Source organism: Dokdonella fugitiva, from assembly GCF_014138265.1.
GTDB classification, from domain to species: domain Bacteria; phylum Pseudomonadota; class Gammaproteobacteria; order Xanthomonadales; family Rhodanobacteraceae; genus Dokdonella_A; species Dokdonella_A fugitiva_A.
The window spans coordinates 1-20147 of sequence record NZ_JACGXL010000002.1 but is presented as its reverse complement, the minus strand read 5'-3'; the positions used below and the strand labels follow the sequence as shown (position 1 = coordinate 20147).

The window sequence follows — 20147 nt, the reverse complement described above, 5'->3', positions numbered from 1 at the left end:
GGGCAAGAGCGTCGTCGATTCGAAGTCTCCCCTGCGTGCTCCGTCAGGCTTTGACCGTATTTGCTTTACTTTCGTGTCCTTCGTGTCCTTCGTGTTTCAAGCTTTGCCTTCTTTCCATTTCTCGAATGCCCGAGCACCCCGCATGACCGACGAACAGTCCATCCAGCAGCAACTCGGCAGGCTCGCCGGGCTCCGCGACGCGATCGCGCAGGTCATCGTCGGCCAGGCCGGGGTCGTCGAACAGTTGCTGATCGGCCTGCTCGCGGGCGGGCACTGCCTGATCGAAGGCGTGCCGGGGCTCGGCAAGACACTGCTCGTGCGATCGCTCGGCGAAGCGCTCGCGCTCGACTTCCGCCGCGTGCAGTTCACCCCGGACCTCATGCCGAGCGACATCGTCGGCACCGAAATCCTCGAGGAGGACCACGGCACCGGCAAACGCTACTTCAAGTTCCAGCAGGGCCCGGTGTTCACCCACCTGCTGCTCGCCGACGAACTCAACCGCACGCCGCCGAAGACGCAGTCGGCGCTGCTCGAGGCGATGCAGGAACGCACGATCAGCTACGCCGGCACGACGCACCGCCTGCCGCAGCCGTTCTTCGTGCTCGCGACGCAGAATCCGCTCGAGCAGGCCGGCACCTACCCCCTGCCGGAGGCGCAGCTCGACCGCTTCCTGCTGCACGTGCGCGTCGACTATCCGGACGAAGCGGAGGAACGCGCGATCCTCGCGCAGACGACCGGCAGCACGAGCGCGCGCATCACGCCGGTGATGCACGGCGAGGACGTGATCAGGCTGCAGGCGCTCACGCGCGAGGTGCACGTCGGCGACGACCTGCTCGCCTGGATCACGCGCCTCGTGCGCGCGTCGCGCCCGCAGGACAGCCCGGTCGCCGAAGTGCGTGAATGGGTGCGCTGGGGCGCGGGACCGCGCGCGGGGCAGTCGCTCGTGCTCGCGGCGAAGGCGCGCGCGCTCATCCATGGCCGCCTCGCGGCGACGCGCGAGGACGTCAAGGCGCTCGCAGCACCCGTGTTGCGCCACCGCCTGCTGCTTTCGTTCGCCGCGGAAGCGGAGCAGCGCAGCAGCGACGACGTCGTCGCCGCGCTGCTGCGCGCGCTGCCCGCGCCGAACTGAGCGCGCGATGATGAGCGGCGGAGCGGAAGGCGGCGTACGCACCTTGCTGCGCGTCGAAGGCGCGTGCGTGCTGTTCGCCGCGGCGTGGCTGTACGCGCAATCCGGCTACGGCTGGGGCCTGTTCGCGCTGTGCTTCCTCGCGCCGGACATCGCCTTCCTCGGCTACCTCGCCGGGCCGCGCGTCGGTGCTGCGTGCTACAACGCGACCCACGCCTACGTCGGCCCGGTCGCGTGCTTCGTCGCCGGCCAACTGATCGCGCAGCCCGCGCTGTTCGTCGCCGGACTGGTCTGGAGCGCGCACGTCGGCTTCGATCGCGCGCTCGGCTACGGCCTCAAGTACGCGAGCAGCTTCGGTGATACTCATCTCGGCCGCATCGGCCGCGTGGCGAGGCGTGCACCGTGACGTTGCAGGCGCTCGTTCCGGTCGACGTGCGCGCGCGCCTGCGCGACCTGCGCCTCGCGCTGCGCAGTCACGCGGGCGGCGACGGCCTCGGCCAGCACACGAGCCGCAGCCGCGGCGCCGGGCTCGAATTCGCGCAATACCGCGCCTACGAGCCCGGCGACGAACCGCGCCGTATCGACTGGAAGCTGTACGCGCGCTCCGATCGCTACTTCGTGCGCGAGGCCGAGCGCGACAGCCCGCTCACCGCGTGGATCGTCGTCGATGCGACCGCATCGATGCGCCATGCCGACCGCGCGGCACCGGCGCGCGGCAAGCTCGACGCGGCGAAGACGCTCGCCGCGTGCGTGATCGAACTCGCGTTGCGCCAGGGCGATCGCTTCGGCCTCGTCGTGCTCGGCGGCGACGCGCCGCGCGTCGTGCCGGCCGGCGCGGGTGCTCGCCAGCGTGATCGCTGCGTGCTCGAACTCGTGCAATGCCGGCCCGGCGGCGCATGGCCCGCCGAGGCGGCGGTGCGGCCGTTGTGGGAACGCATCGCGCCGTCGTCGCTCGTCGTGCTGCTGTCGGACTTCTTCGACGACGCGGCCGCGGTGCTCGCCGAGCGCCTCGCGTCCGCGCGGCGCGACGTCGCGAGCGTGCAACTGCTCGGTGCGGACGAGCGTGACTTCCCGTTCCGCGGTGGCCATCGCTTCGTCGATCCCGAATCGTCGGCCGAGCGTCGCGTCGAGGCCGAGCGCGTGCGCGCGGATTTCCTCGAACGTTTCGGCGCGGCGCGCGCGCAGCTCGCGCGCCGCTTCGTCGCCAACGGCATCCGCCACGCCGAATACCTGCTCGACCAGCCGGCCGACCTGCCACTGCGCCGGCTGTTCGGCGCGCAGGCGAGCAGCGGCGCCAACGGCGAGGGCGCGACGTGAGCTTCGCGCTGCTCGCGCCGCTCGGCCTCGCTGCGCTCGCCGCGTGCGCGCTGCCGATCCTCATCCATCTCGTGCGGCGGCTGCAGCTCGAACGCACCGAATTCGCCGCGCTGCGCTGGATCAGCGCGCGGGTGCAGCCGCGCCGACGCATTCGCTTCGAGCGGCCGTGGCTGCTGCTCGCGCGCCTGCTGCTGCTCGCGACACTCGCACTGCTGCTCGCGCGGCCGGTGCTCGACCAGGTCGAGGCGAACGGCGTCGAACACGCCTACATCGCCCCTGGTGCCGATCCGGCCGCGGCGCGCGCGCTGTTTGATCGCACCGGCGTCGACCTGCGCTGGCTCGCGCCGTCGTTTCCACCGGCCGAACAGCCGCTCGCCGACCACGCGGTGCCGTTCGCGAGCCTGCTGCGCGAAGCCGATGCGAGCTTGCCCGCCGGCGCGACGCTGCACGTCGTCGTGCCGCGCACGCTTGGTGGCCTCGACGGCGAGCGCCCACGCCTCGCGCATGCGCTCGACTGGCACGTCGTCGACGGCGAGGCGAACGCGACGCCGGTGGTGGCGCGCGCGACGATCCACTTCGCTGTGCGCTACGCGGACGAGGACGCGACGTCGTTGCCCTACCTGCGCGCCGCGGTCGCGGCGTGGAACGCGCGCGAGCCGGGTCGCTACCTGCTCGATGCCGCTCCGCTCGCGCGCGGCGTGCCCGCCGACGCGCGCTGGCTCGCATGGCTCGCGCCGTCGCGGCCGGCCGAGGTCGACGCGTGGGTCGAACGCGGTGGCATCGCGCTCGTCGCGCACGATGCGGGCGGGGGTGAACCGCTCTGGCGCGATGCGGACGGCAGCGTGCTCGCGCGTTCGCGCGTGCAGGGCGCCGGGCGGACGATCGCGTTGCCGGACAGCCTGTCGCCGACGCGATTACCCGACGTGCTCGATGCACGCTTCGCGACGTTGCTGCTCGATGCGTTGCGCGGCGCCGCCGGCGCACCCGATCGCGCCGATGCCGCTGCGTTCGAGCCCGCGCGGGCCACATACGAGGCGCGCATCGACGCGGCGCCGTTGCCGGGCCCGGTGCGCCCGCTCGATGCGCGATTCGCCCTGCTCGCGGCGATCCTGTTCGTCGTCGAGCGCGTGCTCGCCACGCACGTGGCGCAGCGAGGCGCGTCATGAGCATCGATCCACGCCTCGATCGACTGCGCCGTGCCGCGGGCACGCGTCGCTGCCTCGTCGCGTTCGGCCTCGCGCTGCCGCCGTCGCTCGCGGGCGTCGTGCTGCTGCTGCGCATCGCCGGTGCGCGCGGCGCGCTCGCATTCGCCGTGTGCGCAGCCATCGCGCTCGGCATCGTGCTGCTGCGCGTCACGCGTGGTGTCGACACGCGGTGGCTCGCGCGTGCGCTCGATGCGCGCGCACCAGCGATGGACGACAGTGCCGCGCTGCTGTTCCGCGAACCGGCCACGCTCGCGCCACTCGCCGCGCTGCAGCGCGCGCGCCTGCTGCAACGGCTCGACCGCCTCGTGCTCGACCTTCGCCCCGCGTGGCCGCGGCGCGCGTTCGCGGCGAGCCTCGCGCTCGCGCTGCTCGTGTCGGCGGTTGCATTCCTCGTTCCTGCGCCGCGTCGCGCCGACGACTCGCCGGCCGCCGCGTCCGCGCCGGGCGCCGGCGCGGACGCGACGCGCCTGACGGCGATCGAACTCACGGTTGCGCCGCCCGCCTACACGCGCCTGCCCGAACGCCACGAGACCGCGCTCGACACGAAGGCGCCGCAGGACGCGGTCCTGCGCTGGCGGCTGCGCCTGGCGCCGCAACCGGCCGCGGTTGCGCTCGCGCTCCACGACGGCCGGCGCGTCGTGCTGCGGCACGACGGCGACGACTGGCGTGGCGAAGCGACGCTCGCCGCTTCGATGCTGTACCGCATCGTCGTCGATGCGGCGCCGCCGCTCGCCGACGATCGACTGCACCGCATCGATGCGATCACCGACGCCGCGCCGGAGATCCGCGTGCTCGCGCCCGAGCGGACGCTCACGCTCGCCGAAGCACACCAGAAGACCTGGCCGCTCGCATTCGAGGCGAGCGACGACTACGGCATCGCGCATGCGGAGCTCGTCGTCACGCACGCGCAGGGCAGCGGCGAGAACATCGCATTCACGGAGCAGGTGATCGTCCTCGCCGGCGAACCGGCCGATGCGGCGAAGGCCGTGCCCGACGAAGCGCGTGCGCCACGCGTCGTACTGCGCTACGCGCACGCGATCGATCTCGCGGCGCTCGGCTTTTCCAAGGGAGACGACGTCGTCGCGCGCCTCGTCGTCGACGACGAGCGCGAACCGAACGCGAACCGCACGCGCAGCCCGAGCCTCATCCTGCGCTGGCCGGCCGATCCGTCGAAGGACAGCGCCGGCCTCGACGGCATCGTGCAGAAGACGATGCCGGCGTATTTCCGCAGCCAGCGCCAGATCATCATCGACACCGAAGCCCTGCTCGCCGACGCGGCGCAGCTCGACGAAGCGAAGTTCCTCGCGCGCTCCGACGCGATCGGCGTCGACCAGAAGCTGCTGCGCCTGCGCTACGGCCAATTCCTCGGCGAGGAATCGGAAGGCCACGCGGAGCACGCGCCCGAAGGCGCGGTCGGTGGTGCCGACACGCAGGCCGGTGCGCTCGCCGCCGCGCACGAAGCGCAGGAACGAGCGCCGACCGGCGCGCCGGCGAAATTCGGTGACGCCGGCGACGTCGTCGCCGAGTACGGCCACGTGCACGACATCGCCGAAGCGGCGACGCTGCTCGATCCCGACACGCGGGCGACGCTGAAGTCCGCGCTCGCCGAGATGTGGCAGGCCGAGCTGCACCTGCGCCAGGGCGCGCCCGCGCAGGCGCTGCCGTACGAACATCGTGCGCTCGACTACATCAAGCAGGTGCAGCAGGCGACGCGCATCTACCTCGCGCGCGTCGGCCTCGAGCTGCCCGTGCCCGACGAAGCACGCCGCCTCGGCGGCGAGCGCAAGGACCTCGGCGATCGCAGCGGGTCGCTCGCGCCCACGCTGGCCGGTGACGCGGCGCTCGTGGCGTTGTGGCAGGCGCTCGATGGTCGTGGTGCGGCCGACTGGGACGCGGCACAGCGCGCGCTCGGCGCGCGCGGCGACACGCCGGACGTGCTCGGCGCACTCGCCGCGCTCGATCGCGCGCGGCGCGAGCCAGACTGCGTCGATTGCCGGCGCGAGCTGCGCGCGGCGCTCTGGCCGCTGCTGCCGCCGTCGCCGGCCGCGACGGCGACGCGCGCGCTGCCCGGCGCCGCGGATCGCGCCTACCTCGACGTGCTCGCCGCGCCGGAGACGGTGCGATGAACGCGATGATCGCCGTCGCATGCCTGCTCGCGCTCGCTGCGTTGCTCGGCGCCTGGCGCAGCGCACGCGATGGCCGTGGTCGTCGCGGTGCGCGCATCGTCGTGCAGCTGCTCGCGGCGCTCGCGCTGTGGTTCTGCCTGTACCCACCGTCGACACGCGAAGCGCATCGCGGCGGCGAACTCGTCGTGCTGACGCCGGGCGTCACGGCGGCGCAGGTCGCCGCGCTCGCTCGCGGCGACGATGTCGTTGCGCTGCCGGGCGTGGACGCGCCGCGCGCGATCGAACGCGCCCCCGACCTCGCCGGTGCGCTGCGTCGCCACGCGGACGCGTCGCGCGTGCGCATCGTCGGCGGCGGCCTGCCCGCGCGCGATCGCGATGCGGCGCTCGGCCGTGTCGTCGCGTTCGACGCGGCGCCGCTGCCGCGCGGCATCGTCGCGCTCGACGCGCCGCGCGACGCGCTCACCGGCCATGCGCTGCGCATCGGCGGGCGCGTCGAAGGCGCGCCGGGCGCACGCGTCGAACTGCTCGATCCCGCCGGCGCGATCGTCGCGAGCACGCTCGCCGATGCGCAGGGCGTGTTCACGCTCGCGGCGCAGGCGCGCGTGGCGGGCACGCTCTCGTTGCGCCTGCGTGCGAGCGAGGCGAACGGCACCCGCGTCGACGAGATCGACGTGCCGGTGGCGGTGCGCGAGGGTGGCGCGCTCGCACTGCTCGTGCTCGCCGGCGCGCCCGATGCCGAACTCAAGTACCTGCGCCGCTGGGCCGTCGACGCCGGCGCGCGCCTCGACAGCCGCGTCGCGCTCAGCGACGGTGTCGCCCTCGTCGAAGGCGGTGCCGTGCTCGACGCGGCGACGCTTGCGGCGACCGACGTCGCACTCGTCGACGAGCGCGCCTGGGCCGCGCTCGGCGCCGCGCCGAAGGCGGCGTTGCTGCATGCCGTCGACGACGGCCTCGGCCTGTTGCTGCGCGCGACCGGGCCGCTGCCGGCCGAGGTCGCAAGCGACTGGTCGGCACTCGGCTTCGACGTGCGGGCGAGCGCGCAGGCGCCGGCTGCGGTCACGCTCGACCGCGTCCTCGGCATCGCTGATGCGCGGCTCGCGTTCGCGCGCCGCCCGTTCGACGTGCAGGCGTCCGACGCGGCGCCCTTGCTGCGCGCGGACGACGGATCGTTGCTCGCCGCCTGGCGCGTGCGCGGCCGGGGTCGCGTCGGCCTCTGGTGGCTTGACGATGCGTTCCGCCTCGCGCTCGCTGGTGAACGCGCGCGCTACGGCAGCCTGTGGAGCGATACGTTCGCGACCATCGCGCGTGCCCGTGCGGGCGCTTCGCCGCGCCTGCCGGCGGACGCGCGCGTCGACGAACGCGCGGTGTTCTGCGGTGTCGGTGCCGGCGCCGCGGTCGAATCGCCGGGCGGGCGGAGCACGCCGCTGCAGGCCGTCGACGAAGCGGGCGAGCGCTGCGCGGCTTACTGGCCCGCGGAGGCGGGCTGGCACGTGCTCGTCGACGACGACCGTCGCCTCGCATGGCACGTGCGTGCGCGCGACGAAGCGGTCGCGCTGGCCGCCGCGGCCGACCGCGAGGCGACGCGCGCGCTCGTCGGTCCGCGCGACACGGTGGTGCGGGACGCGCGCGCGGTCGCGTTGCCGCGCGGGCCTTTCTTCCTCGCCTGGCTCGCGCTCGCCGCGTTGCTCTGGCTGCTCGAGCGCGCGCTGCGTGCGGACGCATCCGCGCACGCGTCCTGACGCCGTCACGCAGGCCGCGCGTAAGCGTACGGACCGCCGCGTTCGAGTGCCCGGCGATACGCGGGACGCGCCTGGATGCGTTCGAGCCACTGCCACAGGTGCGGGCGCGTGGCGTCGAGGCCGGCGCGTTCGGCCGCGGCTTCGAGCGGGAAGCTCATCTGGATGTCGGCGGCACCGAACGCGTCGCCGGCGAACCACGGTGCCTTCGCGAGTTCGCCCTCGAGGTAGTCGAGGTGCAAGGCGAGTTGCGGGTCGATGAAGCTGCGCCGCACCCGCGCGACGATGCCGCGCGCGATCGGCCGCGCGAAGAACGGCATCTTCGCGCGACCAATGCGATCGAATACGAGCTTGAGCAGCAGCGGCGGCATCGCCGAACCTTCCGCGTAGTGCAGCCAGTAGCGGTAGCGCAGCCACGCGGACGAGTCGCGCGCCGGCACGAGCGTCGCGGCGCCGTAGCGTTCGGCGAGGTACTCGACGATCGCGCCGGATTCGGCGAGCACGCGTTCGCCGTCGACGACGACGGGCGCCTTGCCGAGCGGATGGACGCGGCGCAGCGTATCGGGCGCGAGCATCGTGCGCGGATCGCGCCGGTACGCCAAGATCTCGTACGGCAGGCCGAGTTCTTCGAGCAGCCAGAGCACGCGCTGCGAACGCGAGTTGTCGAGATGATGGACGACGATCGTCATGCGGGGCATCCGCGGCGTGGGAACGCGGATGGTACGTCGGCGCCGTCCGGCGCGTCGGCGCCACGCCTTGCCGCAAGCGCGCCGGCGCGCCGGGACGAACGGCAGGTGCCGCGCCGCGTCCGGCATGCGAGGCTCGCCGCATCGCCCCAAGCGGAGTACGCCGATGCTGCGCCGGATCGTGTCCTACCTCGCCTTGGTCCTTTTCGCCACGACCGCTGCCGCCGCCGACGACCTCGCGCCCGGCGTGCGCCTGCTGCCGGGGCGCTTCGTCGCGGGCGAGCAGCCGGACGGCAACACGGTCGTGTTCGACGGCGCGGGCGGGCTCATCGTGTTCGACACCGGACGCCACGCCGCGCACACCGACGCGATCATCGACTACGCGCATGCGCGCGACCTGCCGATCGCCGCGATCTTCAACAGCCACTGGCACCTCGACCACGTCGGCGGCAACGCGCGCCTGCGCAAGGCCTATCCCGACGCGCGCGTCCATGCGAGCGGCGCGATCGAGCAGGCGATGCACGGTTTCCTCGCGAAGTACCGCGCGCAGATCGAGCCGATCCTCGCCAAGCCGGACGCCGATCCGGCGCAGAAGGCCGCGCTGCGCGAGGAACTCGCCCTGATCGACGCGGGACCCGCGTTGTATCCGGACGAACGCATCGAGCGGGCCGGCGTGCAGGCAATCGCCGGACGCCGCGTGCAGGTCGGCCTCGAGACGCGCGCAGTCACCGCGGGCGACGTCTGGCTGTTCGACCCGGCCACGCGCACGCTCGCCGCGGGCGACCTCGTGACCTTGCCGGCGCCGCTGTTCGACACGGCGTGCCCGGTGCGCTGGCAGGCCGCGCTCGGCCATCTCGCCAAGGTCGACTTCGAGCGGCTCGTGCCCGGCCACGGTGCGCCGCTCACGCGCGCGCAGTTCGCGACCTGGCGCACCGCGTTCGACCACCTGCTCGCGTGCGGCGCGAGCAAGGCGGCGAAGGATGCGTGCATAGACGGCTGGATGCGCGACGCGCAATCGCTGGTTCCCGTCGCCGACGAGAAGCTCGCTCGCGGCCTGCTCGACTACTACGTCGACAACAGCCTGCGCGGCGACGCGAAGAAGACGCGCGATCTTTGCGGCGGATGACGGTTCGCCTGTAGGCCGTCCGCGCGCCCGCGCGGCCGGCTTGCGCGGTATCGATGCCGACCGGCGTACGGTCGTGCGGCCTAGGCGCCGCGTTTCGCCCGCTTCGGGCGCGTCGCCGCAGCGGCGAGCGGCATCGCATCGGCGGCGCCGCTGTCGCGGAACGCCGCGGCTTCCGCATGCAGCCATTCGCGAAACGCCTGGAAGCCCTTGTGCCGGATCGAGCGCTCGGGATAGACCAGGTGGTGCGCGTAGCGCGCCTTCATGCGTTCGGGAAACAGCACGACGAGGCGACCACTCTCGACCAGCGGTCGCATCAGCGTCGCGCGGCCGAGGGAAACGCCCATGCCTTCGACGGTCGCGCGCTGCAAGGTGTCCGAGTCGCTGAACGTCGCGACGTAGCGTTTCGGTTCCTTGCCGCCGAATTGCTCGAACCAGCGCGGCCATGGATCGTCCGGGCTCAGCAGCGGCCACTCGCCGAGTTCCTCGAGGCGCGGTCGCGCGCGTCCGGCGAGCAGCGCCGGGCTCGCGACCGGCGTCAGCCATTCCTCGAACAAGAGTTCCGCGGTGACGCCGTCCCAATTGCCGGGTCCGTAGCGCAGCGCCCCATCGAAGCGGCCGTCGGCGAAGTCGACGCGCTCGATCGACGAATCGAGGTTGAACTCGAAATCCGGATGCTGCGCGACGAAGCGCGGCAGGCGCGGCATCAGCCAGCTCGACGCGAGCGAGGGCAGCGCGCTGATGCTGAGCACGCAGTCGCGACGCGCGCGCAGCGGCTGCAGCGCCTCGTCGATCGCGTCGAGGTGGGCGCCGACGCGCTGCAGCAGCATCGCACCTTCGGCGGTCGGCTTGAGCCCGCGCGGACCGCGCACGAACAGGGTCACGCCGAGGCGCTGTTCGAGCAGCCGCACCTGGTGGCTGAGCGCGCTCACGGTCAGGTGCAGGCGCTCGGCCGCGCGCGTCATGTTCTGCGCGCGCGCGGCCGTGACGAACACCTGCAGCGCGTTCAACGGGGCCCGATCCATCTTGAATAATCCTCAAGTCTGACTATCAAACATGTCGCTACCGCGACCGGCGGAACCCGCCTATCGTCTCGCTCACCGGGCCAATCCCGCAAGTCGTCGAGTCAGTGCCATGTTGAAGGAATTGAATGCCATCGCCGGCGGTCTCCTGGGTCTCGAGGGTTACCCCACGAAGCCGCTGTGGTCCAACGAGGGGTCGCGCCGCGAAGCCGGCGGCGAGCCCCGCCCATCCACCCGCGCGCCGGAACACCGCGCGCCCGCGGACGACGACCGCTCGCACGGCCGTCCCGCTCTGCACTGCTGAGGTCCACCATGGACATCCGTAGCCGTCCCGTTCTCGCTGCGCTGCCGCTGCTCGCCGCCGGCGTGACGATCTTCATCTGGTCGTCGGCATTCCCGGCGATCTCCTACGGCCTGCAGGCGTTCGCGCCGGCCGAGCTTGCGCTGCTGCGCTTCCTCGTCGCGTCGGCGATCTTCGCGCTGCCGGTCGCTTTCGGCTGGATCACGCTGCCGCCGCGGCGCGACTGGCCTGCGGTCGTCGTGCTCGCGCTGCTCGGCATGACCGTCTACCAGCTTTCGCTCGGCTACGCGATGACGCGCGTGCCGGCCGGTTCGGCCTCAGTGATCGTCTCGATCGCGCCGGGCGTGGTCGCCGCGCTCGCCGCGTTGCGCCTCGGCGAGACGCTCGGTGCGCGCGTGCTCGTCGGCCTCGCGATCGCGTTCGTCGGTGCGCTGTTCGTCACGTTCGGTTCGGGCCGCGCGATCCGTTTCGAGCCGATGGCGTTGCTCGTGCTCGTGGCGGTTCTCGCGACGAGCATCTACTTCGTGTTCCAGAAGCCGCTGCTGCAGCGCGCGTCGCCGATCGGTTTCACCGCGGCGAGCATCTTCGTCGGCACGCTCGGCCTGTTGCCGTTCGGCCTGCACCTGCCGGAGAAGCTCGCGCTCGCTTCCGGTGCGCAGGTCGCGAGCGCGGTCTGGCTCGGCGTCGGCCCGACCGTGCTCGGCTACATCGCGTGGAGCTTCGCGCTGTCGCGCGCGCCGGTGTCGGTCGTGTCGAGTTTCCTCTACGCGCAGCCACTCATCGCTGGCGTGCTCGCATGGCTCTGGCTCGGCCAGGTGATGGGCGTGCTCGCGATCGCGGGTGGCGCGCTCACCCTCGTCGGCGTGCTGCTGACCGTGCGCGGGGCGCCGAAGGCCGCGCCGATGCCGAAGGCGCTGCCGGCACCACGCCCGGTGTCGCCCGACCTGACCTGCGCGATCGCGCCGCATGGCCCGGCGATCCAACTGCGATGAACGAGTCCCCGCGAGGGATCGAAGCACGGGCACGCGACCGTCTGCGTGTGCTCCGTGTCTCGGGCGTCCGCCGCCGTACGGGCACCCTCTCATGCGAACAGCATCGACTGCGCCGGCGTGTCGTCGGGGTCGCAGAAGTTGGCGAGACCGACGCCGACGAGGCGATATAGCGTCGACGCCGGCAGTGCGACCTGCTCGCGCAACGCGAGCGCGATGCCGGTGAGCTCATCGACCGAGTGCGGCGGCGCCTCCGGCGTGCGGCTGCGGGTGAGGATGCGGAACTCGCGCGTCTTGAGCTTCAGCACGACGGTGCGACCGATGCGTTCGGTGCGCCGCGTCGCCGCCCAGGTGCGCGCGGCGAGGTCGCGGATCACCGGTTCGGTCGCGGCGAGCGGCACGTCCTCGGCGAACGTGTCCTCGGACGAGATCGACTGCGTCGGCCGGTCCGGCCGCACTTCGCCGTGGTCGACGCCGTGCGCGAGTTCGGACAGGCGGCGGCCGTAACGCCCGAAACGCGCCTCCAGCGCATGCGCGTCGAACGCGCGCAACTCGCCGACGGTGCGGATGCCGAGCGCGGCGAGCTTGCCGTCCATGACCTTGCCGACGCCGTGGATGCGCGCGACCGGCAGCGGCTCGAGGAAGTCCCGCACCTCGTGCGGGCGGATCACGAACAGGCCGTCGGGCTTGCGCCAGTCGGAGGCGATCTTCGCGAGGAACTTCGCCGGCGCGACGCCGGCCGATGCGGTCAGCGCGGTTTCCTCGCGGATCTGCTCGCGGATCGAACGCGCGATCGCGGTCGCGCTCGGCAAGGCCGATTTCGGTTCGGTCACGTCGAGGTAGGCCTCGTCCAGCGACAGCGGCTCGACCAGGTCGGTGTGGCGCAGCAGGATCGCGCGCACCTGCTGCGAGACGGCCTTGTAGCGCGTGAAGTCGGGTGGCACGAACACCGCGTCGGGGCAGAGCCGCTCCGCGCGCACGGCCGGCATTGCCGAACGCACGCCGTAGGTGCGGGCCTCGTAGCTCGCCGCGCAGACGACCGAGCGCGCGCCACGCCAGGCGACCACCACCGGCCGCCCGCGCAGCGACGGGTCGTCGCGCTGTTCGACCGACGCGTAGAACGCGTCCATGTCGATATGGATGAACTTGCGCACCGCGTCGCACTGCTGCGTCGAAGCGCGCGATGCTACTCCCGTGTGCCGTGGTGCGCGCGGGCCGATCGCACGGGTGCGGGCGGAGCCATCGTGCATCGTCGCGCGCGGCCTTCGCACGTCGCGTCGCGCGGCGAGGCGATCGCCGCGATCGCCCGCGCGTCGCAGCATGTCCGCCGTCGCCGGGAGGACCGAACATGCACGATCGACGCACGCGCTGCCGCGCCCATGCCTGCACCCTGCTGCTGTGGCTGTGCGCCGCCACGGCGGCGCACGCCGACTCCGTCTACCGCTGCCGCAGCCCGCGTGGCGAGATCGCCTACCAGGACCGCGCCTGCGGCGCGGGCGAGCAGCAGTCGGAGGTCGCGCTCGCTCCGCCGCCACCGACATCCGCGGCGACTCACGAACGCGTGCAGGCCGTGCGCGAGCATCCGCCGGCCGCGCCGCGCAAGGGTCGGCGGACGCGCGGCGACAGGGCAGGGCGCACCGACATGTCGTGGCAATGCCGTGCGGCCGATGGCGCGGTGTTCTACCGCCACGATGCGTGCCCGAAGTCGATCGCGCCGTCGCAGGCCGCCGCAGGCGGTGGACGGCGAGGCAAGGGTGCGCCGGCGGTCAGCGTGTCGGCCACGCCGCTGCCGCGCGCGGAAGCGTGTCGACGGCTCGCGCGCGAGCGCGGGCGCAGCGGCCGCGAGCACGACGAGGTCGTGTCGACGTACGAACGCAACGCGGGCCGCGATCCCTGTCGCGCCTACTGACGCGAACATGCCGACTCAGCCGCGCGGCGCACATGCAGGTAGGATGACGGTTCCATCCGCCATGGAGCATCGCCGATGCGTCGCCAGACTCCTGCCCTCGTGCTCGCCGCCATGCTCGCCGCCGCCTGTTCGCCGTCGCAGCCGCCGTCGACCGCGGCGCCGGGCGCTGCGCCCGCCGCGCCGGCCACGGCGCCCGCGGCCGATGCACAACAGACCAAGTCGCTCGAGCTCTACCGCACCTTGCGCAAGGAGCAGCAGTGGGAGCTCGCCGCGCCGATCGGCAAGGAGGTCGTCGACAAGTGGCCGGGCAGCGGCGCGGCGAAGGAAGTGCAGGAAACGCTCGCCGACGCGACCGCGAAGGCGACCGAGATCGCCGCGCGCCGGCGGCTCGTCGCGATGTGGAGTTACCAGGCGGGCAAGGAATCGGGCGGCGACCAGGTCACCGCATCGATCTACAGCAGCGACCTCGCCGCGGACAAGCGCGTGCGCCTGATCCTGCGCCGCCATTCGGCCTGGGGGCAGAGCGTCTACCTGTTCGGTGGCGGCAAGGGCTTCGAGTGCAAGGGCACGTGCAGCCTCGCCGCGCGGTTCGACGACAAGCCACAGAAGATCGCCGCGTACCTGCCGGACACGGGCGAGCCGGCACTGTTCATCAAGGACGACAAGGGTTTCCTGGCCAAGCTCGCCGCTACGCAGAAGCTCAGCATCGACGTCACCGAGAAGGGCAAGCCGTCGCGCACGCTCGTGTTCGAGGTCGGTGGTTACGACGCGGCGAAGTTCCCCCCGCTCGCCAGGAAAAAATAGTCGCGGGTGCGGATCGCCGTCGCTTCGGCGACGCGACCGTCCACACGTCGCAGGCGTAGGCCGGAAGACCATCGGTCGACCGGCACGTTCGACGTCGAAGCGCTTTGCCGGCCTCGCTGCGCGCACCTGGTCCACGTCCGGGGTCACGCACTCCGCGCAGCGGCAGGCGGCCACGGGCCGGATGCCCGTGGCTCGCCCGCGCGCACCTCAGATCGCCTCCGGATCGTGCGCTTCGAGCGTGACCCCGGTCGTGGCGACTTGGTAGTGCCGCTTCGACAGCACCTTGAGCTCGCCGCCGTCGGCGAGGCAGACCTTGGCGAGGCGCTCGATGTGCGCGTTCTCGTGGCTCGCGGGCTCGACGTAGACGTGGATCTCGTAGTCGTTCCCGTCGCTGCCGCGCGCGTGGTAGAGGTGCTTGAGGACCATGCCCGCCATGCCGTCGCTTCCGCGTCCGCCGGCTTTCCGAATACCGTATCCATTCTGAATGAAATTGCAGCGAACGCCGGTCCTCCGTGCGCGGCGGCGTAGACTGGCCGCCCGCCACCGCCCCCTTCGCCGGAGTTATCCCCATGAAACGTTTCGCCTGCCTGCTCGGTTTCGCCCTCGCGCTGGCCGCCGCGCCGTCGTTCGCCGACGAACCGGCCGCCACGGGTCCCGCGGTCGGCGACGCCGCGCCCGACTACCGCCTGCAGGACCAGAAGGGCGACTGGCACACGCTCGCGCAGGAGCACGGCAAGTGGACCGTGCTGTACTTCTATCCGAAGGACTTCACGCCCGGCTGCACGACCGAGGTCTGCACGTTCCGCGACGACATCGTCGCGCTGCGCAAGGCCGGTGCCGACGTCTACGGCGTCAGCCTCGACGACGTGAAGTCGCACGCCGAGTTCGCCGAGAAATACCACGTGCCGTTCCGCCTGCTGTCCGACGCCGACCAGTCGACCGCGAAGGCGTACGGCGTGCTCACGTCCAAGCTCGGCATGAGCTACGCGCGCCGCGAGACCTTCCTCATCGATCCTGCGGGCAAGGTCGCCAAGCGCTACAAGGACGTCGATCCGAAGGAAAACTCCAAGCAGGTGCTCGCCGATCTTGCCGAACTCAAGAAGAAGGCCGGCTGATCCGGCCGGCGGAGGCGCTGCCGCGAGCGCGGCGCCCCGCGTCGAGAGTTTTCCGCCGCAGGTCGCTTCGGGCTGCCGCGTGCTCGTGCTCGGCACCGTGCCGAGCCTCGCCTCGCTCGCGCTGCGCCAATCCTACGCGCATGCACAGAACCTGTTCTGGCCGTTCATGGGCCAGCTGTACGACGCCGGCCCCGAGCTTCCCTACGCCGAGCGCATCGCGCGTCTGCACGCGCGCGGCGTCGGCATCTGGGACGTGCTCGAGCGCTGCGAGCGCCGCGGCAGCCTCGACAGCGACATCGTCGTCGCGAGCGAGGTCGCCAACGACGTCCCGGGCCTGCTCGCGCGTGAACCTGCGATCGCCGCGATCGCGCTCAACGGCGCCAAGGCGCTGCAGGTGTATCGGCGCCGCATCGAGCCGGCGATCGACGCCGCGCGCCGCGCGCGCCTCGCCGTACTCGCGCTGCCGTCGACGAGCCCCGCGAACGCGTCGATCCCGCGCGCGGACAAGCTCGCGCGCTGGCGCGAACTGCTCGCATGGTCGCGCGAAGCGCCGCGTTGACGACGGTCCCGCGCCGTTCAGCTTGGCGGCGCGAGACTGCGCCCGGCCCAACACAGGAGGTTGTCCCATGAAGCACCACACACTGTCCGTACTCGCCGCCGGCCTCGCGCTGGCGCTGTTCGGTTCGGTCCAGGCGCATGCGGAATCGGCGAACCTGGACTGCAAGTTGAAGTTCTCGCTGACCGGCTGGTCGCTCATCTACAAGCACGCCGAAGGCCACGGCACGGTGAGCTGCGAGAACGGCGAATCGATGAACGTGAAGATCTCGGCCAAGGGCGGCGGCCTCACCGTCGGCAAGTCGCACATCGACAACGGCACCGGCCGCTTCACCGACGTGCACAACATCAACGACGTGCTCGGCACGTACGCGCAAGGTGATGCGAGTGCCGGCGCGGTGAAGTCGGGCACCGCCCAGCTGCTGACCAAGGGCACGGTCTCGCTCGCGCTCGCCGGTTCGGGTGAGGGCGTCGAACTCGGCGTGAGCGTCGGCGGCTTCACGATCGAGCAGACCGGCAAGATCCGCAAGTAGCGCCTCGCTGTGCATCGCCGCACACGACGGGCCGCAAGGCGCGGCCCGTCGTTGTTCGGACGAGTCGTCTCGCGTCGGTGCGCCGTGCTCGCCGCCGACGATGACGCAAGTTCACCATCGCGCACCCCGCGCGCGTATGATCGACGGAATTGCGTCGACAAGCGGGGAGTGAACCATGGTCCGTGTCGTGCTGGCCGCGATTGTCGGCGGCTTCCTCATGTTCGTCTGGGGCGCGGTGTCGCACATGGTGCTGCCGTTCGAACGCGACGCGCTCAAGCCGCTGCCGAACGAGGCCGCCGTCGTCGCGAGCCTCGGCAGCAACGTCGACCGGCCCGGCATGTACTACTTCCCCTGGCTCGACTTCGCCAACGCGACGCCGGAGCAGCAGGACGCGTGGAAGCAGCGCCTGGCCGGCGGGCCGTCCGGGCTCATGATCTACCGGCCGAACGGCGGTGAGGCGATGTCGCCGCGCCAGCTCGTCACCGAGTTCGTTTCGAACGTGTTCGCGGCGCTGTTCGGCGCACTGCTGCTCGTGCAGCTCGGTGGCGGCGTCGGTCGCCGCGTGCTGTCGATGGCCGCGATCGGCGTCGCCGCATGGCTGTCGATCTCGGTGTCGCAATGGACCTGGTACGGCTTTTCCACGTCGTTCCTGCTCGGCGACCTCGCCGACCAGTTCGGCGGATGGCTGCTCGCCGGCATCGGCATGTCGTTGCTGATCAAACCGCGGCGCGTGCGCAGCTTCTGAGTCCGCGGAGTCGACGCGGATGTGGGATCGCCTGCGGCGCCAATTCGGCGCATCGACCCTCGTCGTGGTCGTCGTGCCGCACGCTGTGCCGCTACGATGCGTCGTCGGAGCAGGTACGGACCTCGCACCGCGCCTTGGCGTCCGACGATCGTTCGCACGACTCACCAAGGGAGGAAGGTCATGTCGATAGGCAAGCGCGTGGCAGCCGAGTTCTTCGGCACGTTCTGGCTCGTGTTCGGTGGTTGCGGCAGCGCGGTCCTCGCCGCGGCGTTCCCGCTACTCGGCATCGGTTTCGCCGGCGTCGCACTCGCGTTCGGCATGACCGTGCTCACGATGGCGTACGCGGTCGGCCATGTCTCCGGCGGCCATTTCAATCCAGCGGTGTCGGTCGGCCTCGCCGCGGGCGGGCGCTTCCCGGTCGGCGACGTCGTGCCCTACGTGATCGCGCAGGTGCTCGGCGCCGTCGCCGCGGCCGCGGTGTTGTACTTCATCGCCAGCGGCAAGCCGGGCTTCGAGACCGGCGCCTTCGCGACGAACGGCTACGGCGACCTCTCGCCGGGGCACTACTCGATGCAGGCGGCGCTCGCCTGCGAAATCGTCATGACGTTCTTCTTCGTGTTCGTGATCATGGGCTCGACCCACGGCGCGGCACCGACCGGATTCGCGCCGATCGCGATCGGCTTCGCGTTGACGCTGATCCACCTCGTCAGCATCCCGGTGACGAACACGTCGGTGAATCCGGCGCGCTCGACCGGCGTGGCGTTCTTCGCGAGCACCGCGGCGACGTCGCAACTGTGGCTGTTCTGGCTCGCGCCGCTCGTCGGCGGCGCGCTCGGCGGCTTCGCCTATCGCGCGCTGTTCGGCGACGGCCGACGCTGACGCACCACGTCCGATCACCGCATCGCCGCGCGCGATGCGGTGATCGCGGGCCTCAGCCCGCTTTCGCCGGCGCGTGCCTGCGCGCGGTCCATTCCGCCTTCTTGTCCGGCTTCTTCCAGGCCTCGTAGAGGTCGATGTAGCTGCCGACGACTTCCTGGCTGCGCGGATGGTCGGGACCGTAACCGGCGGCGCCGCTGAACACGGCCCAGGCGCGGTCGAGCTCGCGTTCGGCCTCGGCGTAGCGGCCCATCGCGGTGAGCACGGTCGCGTAGCCGCGGTACATCGCCGCGCGGTACGGGTTGTCGCCGAACGCCTTCTCCGCGTTGTCGGCGACGAAGCGCGCGTGGCGTTCGGCTTCGGCGAGATCGCCGGCATCGCGCAGCATCATCGACAGGTTGCCCTCGGCCATCAGCGTGCGCGGCGCGGTGTCGCCGTACAGCTTGCGAGCGAGTTCGAGTGCGCGCAGGTAGTACGGGCGTGCCTCGTCGTAATGCTTGTCGTAGCGCAGGGCGCTACCGAGATTCATGACCACGACGAGCGTGCGTGGGTGGTCCGGGCCGTACACCTTCTCGACGACGGGCAGCAGCGGCGCCAGCAGGCGCACCGCTTCGGCCGGATGCTCGTCCTCGTTCTCGAGCACCGCGAGGCTGACCTGCGCACCGACGGTCTTGATGTCCTCGGCGCCGCGCTGCGCGCGGTACGTCGCGATGAGGCGCTGCAGCAACGGCCGCGCGTCGCCGAAGCGACCGGCGACGAAGTCGGCGATCGCGAGGCCCTGTTCGCTCTCGAGCGTCGCCTCGTCGTCGTCGCCGAAGAGCTGCTTCTGCCGCTCGATCACGCGCGCGTAGCGTGCGCGCGCGGCGTCGAGCTTGCCGGCGTCGCGCTCGATCGAGGCGAGCCGACTCTCGACGAGCAGGCGGTCGCGATCGTCGTCGGGCAGGCCGGCGACGAGTGCGAATGCGGCCTCGGCCGCGGCGAGCGCGTCCTGCGGATGGCCGGCCGCGTTGAGCCCGAGCGCGCGCTGGCTCGCGATGTCGGCGCTCTTGCCCGGCGCGAGGCCGGCCTCGCGCGCCGCGGCGACGGCGGCGTCGAAATGGCTGCCGGCGAGCGCGAACTCGCCGAGCGACGAATAGCTGCTCGCGATCGTGCGCTCGATCTCCGCGCGCACGTCCGGCTGCGCGGCCAGTTCACGGCTCGCGCGATCGGCGGCCGCATCGAGGATCGAACGCAGCAGGCGGTTGTCCATGCCGCGCGCGCGGTCCGGGTCGATGCCGGCGAGCATGCTGCGCACGAAACCGGACACGCGCTCGGCCTTGGCTGCTTCGTGGCGTGCGACCGCGAGGCCGCGCAGCGCGAGCAGCGTGCCGGCGACGAGCGCGAGCGCGACGAGCGCCGCCGCGCCGAGGCCGAGGCGGTGGCGCGCGACGAACTTGCGCGCGAGGTACCAGCGCGAGGCCGGCATCGCCTTGACCGGGCGTCGCTCGCGATAGCGCTCGAGGTCGTCGGCGAGCGCGGCAGCGGAGTCGTAGCGGTGCGTGCGGTCGCTCGCGAGCGCCTTGCGCAGGATCGCGCGCAACTCCGGCGGCAGGCGGCGCGCGGCGGCGAGCAGCGCGGCCGAATCGGGCGAGGCGTCGGCATCGGCGCCGCTGTCGATCGCCGCGAGCAGGGTCTGCTGCGGCGCGCGCGTGGAGTGGTGGGCGAGCGAGCTGAGCGCGGCCGCGTCGGTGCCGCTGAGCACCTCGTAGAGCATGACGCCGAGCGAATAGACGTCGCTGCGCGTGTCGATGCCGCGCAGCGGCTGCAGTGCCTGCTCGGGACTCATGTAGAGCGTGGTGCCGGCACGATCCGACGTCGCGGTCGACGCGGCGACGCCGTCGCCCGCGGCGGTGCCGCCGATGGCGATGCCGAAGTCGATGATCTTCGGCATCGGCGTGCCGTCGACGCGGCGCACGAGCACGTTGGCGGGCTTGAGGTCG

21 protein-coding genes are annotated in these 20147 nt (G+C 72.1%); 16 read left to right on the top strand and 5 right to left on the bottom strand.

What is annotated here, in order from left to right; translation table 11 throughout:
- Positions 1-142: 142 nt before the first annotated feature.
- From FHW12_RS06370 to FHW12_RS06345, 6 genes are read left to right on the top strand one after another with little or no spacing between them, the layout of a single operon-like run.
- Positions 143-1129, top strand: a complete 987-nt coding sequence (locus tag FHW12_RS06370; RefSeq protein ID WP_182530183.1) for an AAA family ATPase — start codon at positions 143-145, stop codon at positions 1127-1129.
- A gap of 7 nt (positions 1130-1136) precedes the next feature.
- Entirely contained in the window at positions 1137-1532 is a 396-nt protein-coding gene (locus FHW12_RS06365; RefSeq protein ID WP_259392915.1) for a DUF4260 domain-containing protein, read from the top strand.
- Positions 1529-2443 (top strand): DUF58 domain-containing protein, encoded by a 915-nt coding sequence (locus FHW12_RS06360; protein ID WP_428993615.1) that lies wholly within the window; start codon positions 1529-1531, stop codon positions 2441-2443. Before FHW12_RS06365 ends, FHW12_RS06360 begins: the two co-directional genes overlap by 4 nt.
- A complete protein-coding gene (locus FHW12_RS06355; protein ID WP_182530182.1) occupies positions 2440-3609 on the top strand; it encodes a BatA domain-containing protein in 1170 nt (389 codons plus the stop codon). The genes FHW12_RS06360 and FHW12_RS06355 overlap by 4 nt, the downstream gene beginning before the upstream one ends.
- Entirely contained in the window at positions 3606-5774 is a 2169-nt protein-coding gene (locus tag FHW12_RS06350; protein ID WP_182530181.1) for a DUF4175 family protein, read from the top strand. The genes FHW12_RS06355 and FHW12_RS06350 overlap by 4 nt, the downstream gene beginning before the upstream one ends.
- Positions 5771-7513, top strand: coding sequence for a carboxypeptidase regulatory-like domain-containing protein (locus FHW12_RS06345; protein ID WP_182530180.1), 1743 nt, complete (start codon positions 5771-5773; stop codon positions 7511-7513). Before FHW12_RS06350 ends, FHW12_RS06345 begins: the two co-directional genes overlap by 4 nt.
- A gap of 5 nt (positions 7514-7518) precedes the next feature.
- Here FHW12_RS06345 and FHW12_RS06340 read toward each other — a convergent pair whose 3' ends face one another.
- Positions 7519-8199, bottom strand: a complete 681-nt coding sequence (locus FHW12_RS06340; protein WP_182530179.1) for a glutathione S-transferase — start codon at positions 8197-8199, stop codon at positions 7519-7521.
- A gap of 163 nt (positions 8200-8362) precedes the next feature.
- On the opposite strand from FHW12_RS06340, the gene FHW12_RS06335 reads away from it, so the two are divergent.
- Positions 8363-9322 (top strand): MBL fold metallo-hydrolase, encoded by a 960-nt coding sequence (locus tag FHW12_RS06335; protein ID WP_182530178.1) that lies wholly within the window; start codon positions 8363-8365, stop codon positions 9320-9322.
- Between the two features lie 80 nt (positions 9323-9402).
- Here FHW12_RS06335 and FHW12_RS06330 read toward each other — a convergent pair whose 3' ends face one another.
- Positions 9403-10344 (bottom strand): LysR substrate-binding domain-containing protein, encoded by a 942-nt coding sequence (locus FHW12_RS06330; protein WP_182530177.1) that lies wholly within the window; start codon positions 10342-10344, stop codon positions 9403-9405.
- A gap of 109 nt (positions 10345-10453) precedes the next feature.
- Between FHW12_RS06330 and FHW12_RS06325 the strand changes: the two genes are divergently transcribed.
- Together FHW12_RS06325 and FHW12_RS06320 are read left to right on the top strand one after the other, a co-directional pair.
- On the top strand, positions 10454-10645 hold the full coding sequence (locus FHW12_RS06325) for a hypothetical protein (protein WP_182530176.1): 192 nt from the start codon (positions 10454-10456) through the stop codon (positions 10643-10645).
- 8 nt (positions 10646-10653) lie between these two features.
- On the top strand, positions 10654-11634 hold the full coding sequence (locus tag FHW12_RS06320; protein WP_182530175.1) for a DMT family transporter: 981 nt from the start codon (positions 10654-10656) through the stop codon (positions 11632-11634).
- A gap of 89 nt (positions 11635-11723) precedes the next feature.
- Here the strand turns inward: FHW12_RS06320 and dinB are convergent, their stop codons facing one another.
- The gene (gene dinB / locus FHW12_RS06315) at positions 11724-12785 is read right to left on the bottom strand and encodes a DNA polymerase IV (RefSeq protein ID WP_310735168.1); all 1062 of its coding nucleotides are present in this window, start codon (positions 12783-12785) and stop codon (positions 11724-11726) included.
- Positions 12786-12979: 194 nt separating this feature from the next.
- Between dinB and FHW12_RS06310 the strand changes: the two genes are divergently transcribed.
- The gene (locus tag FHW12_RS06310; protein WP_182530174.1) at positions 12980-13540 is read left to right on the top strand and encodes a DUF4124 domain-containing protein; all 561 of its coding nucleotides are present in this window, start codon (positions 12980-12982) and stop codon (positions 13538-13540) included.
- 75 nt (positions 13541-13615) lie between these two features.
- Complete coding sequence (locus FHW12_RS06305; protein ID WP_182530173.1) at positions 13616-14344, top strand: hypothetical protein; 729 nt, start codon at positions 13616-13618, stop codon at positions 14342-14344.
- Positions 14345-14551: 207 nt separating this feature from the next.
- On the opposite strand, the gene FHW12_RS06300 is transcribed toward FHW12_RS06305, so the two are convergent.
- The gene (locus tag FHW12_RS06300; RefSeq protein ID WP_182530172.1) at positions 14552-14779 is read right to left on the bottom strand and encodes a hypothetical protein; all 228 of its coding nucleotides are present in this window, start codon (positions 14777-14779) and stop codon (positions 14552-14554) included.
- Positions 14780-14913: 134 nt separating this feature from the next.
- On the opposite strand from FHW12_RS06300, the gene FHW12_RS06295 reads away from it, so the two are divergent.
- From FHW12_RS06295 to aqpZ, 5 genes are all read left to right on the top strand, one after another.
- Entirely contained in the window at positions 14914-15459 is a 546-nt protein-coding gene (locus FHW12_RS06295; RefSeq protein ID WP_182530171.1) for a peroxiredoxin, read from the top strand.
- Positions 15431-16018 (top strand): DNA-deoxyinosine glycosylase, encoded by a 588-nt coding sequence (locus FHW12_RS06290; RefSeq protein WP_182530170.1) that lies wholly within the window; start codon positions 15431-15433, stop codon positions 16016-16018. Before FHW12_RS06295 ends, FHW12_RS06290 begins: the two co-directional genes overlap by 29 nt.
- 67 nt (positions 16019-16085) lie before the next feature.
- Positions 16086-16547, top strand: coding sequence for a hypothetical protein (locus FHW12_RS06285; RefSeq protein ID WP_259392914.1), 462 nt, complete (start codon positions 16086-16088; stop codon positions 16545-16547).
- Positions 16548-16722: 175 nt separating this feature from the next.
- Positions 16723-17292, top strand: coding sequence for a hypothetical protein (locus FHW12_RS06280; protein WP_182530169.1), 570 nt, complete (start codon positions 16723-16725; stop codon positions 17290-17292).
- A gap of 180 nt (positions 17293-17472) precedes the next feature.
- On the top strand, positions 17473-18171 hold the full coding sequence (gene aqpZ, locus FHW12_RS06275) for an aquaporin Z (protein ID WP_220484358.1): 699 nt from the start codon (positions 17473-17475) through the stop codon (positions 18169-18171).
- A 52-nt stretch (positions 18172-18223) separates the two neighbouring features.
- Here aqpZ and FHW12_RS06270 read toward each other — a convergent pair.
- A partial coding sequence (locus FHW12_RS06270; RefSeq protein WP_182530168.1) for a tetratricopeptide repeat-containing protein kinase family protein occupies positions 18224-20147 on the bottom strand: 1924 nt, incomplete at its 5' end.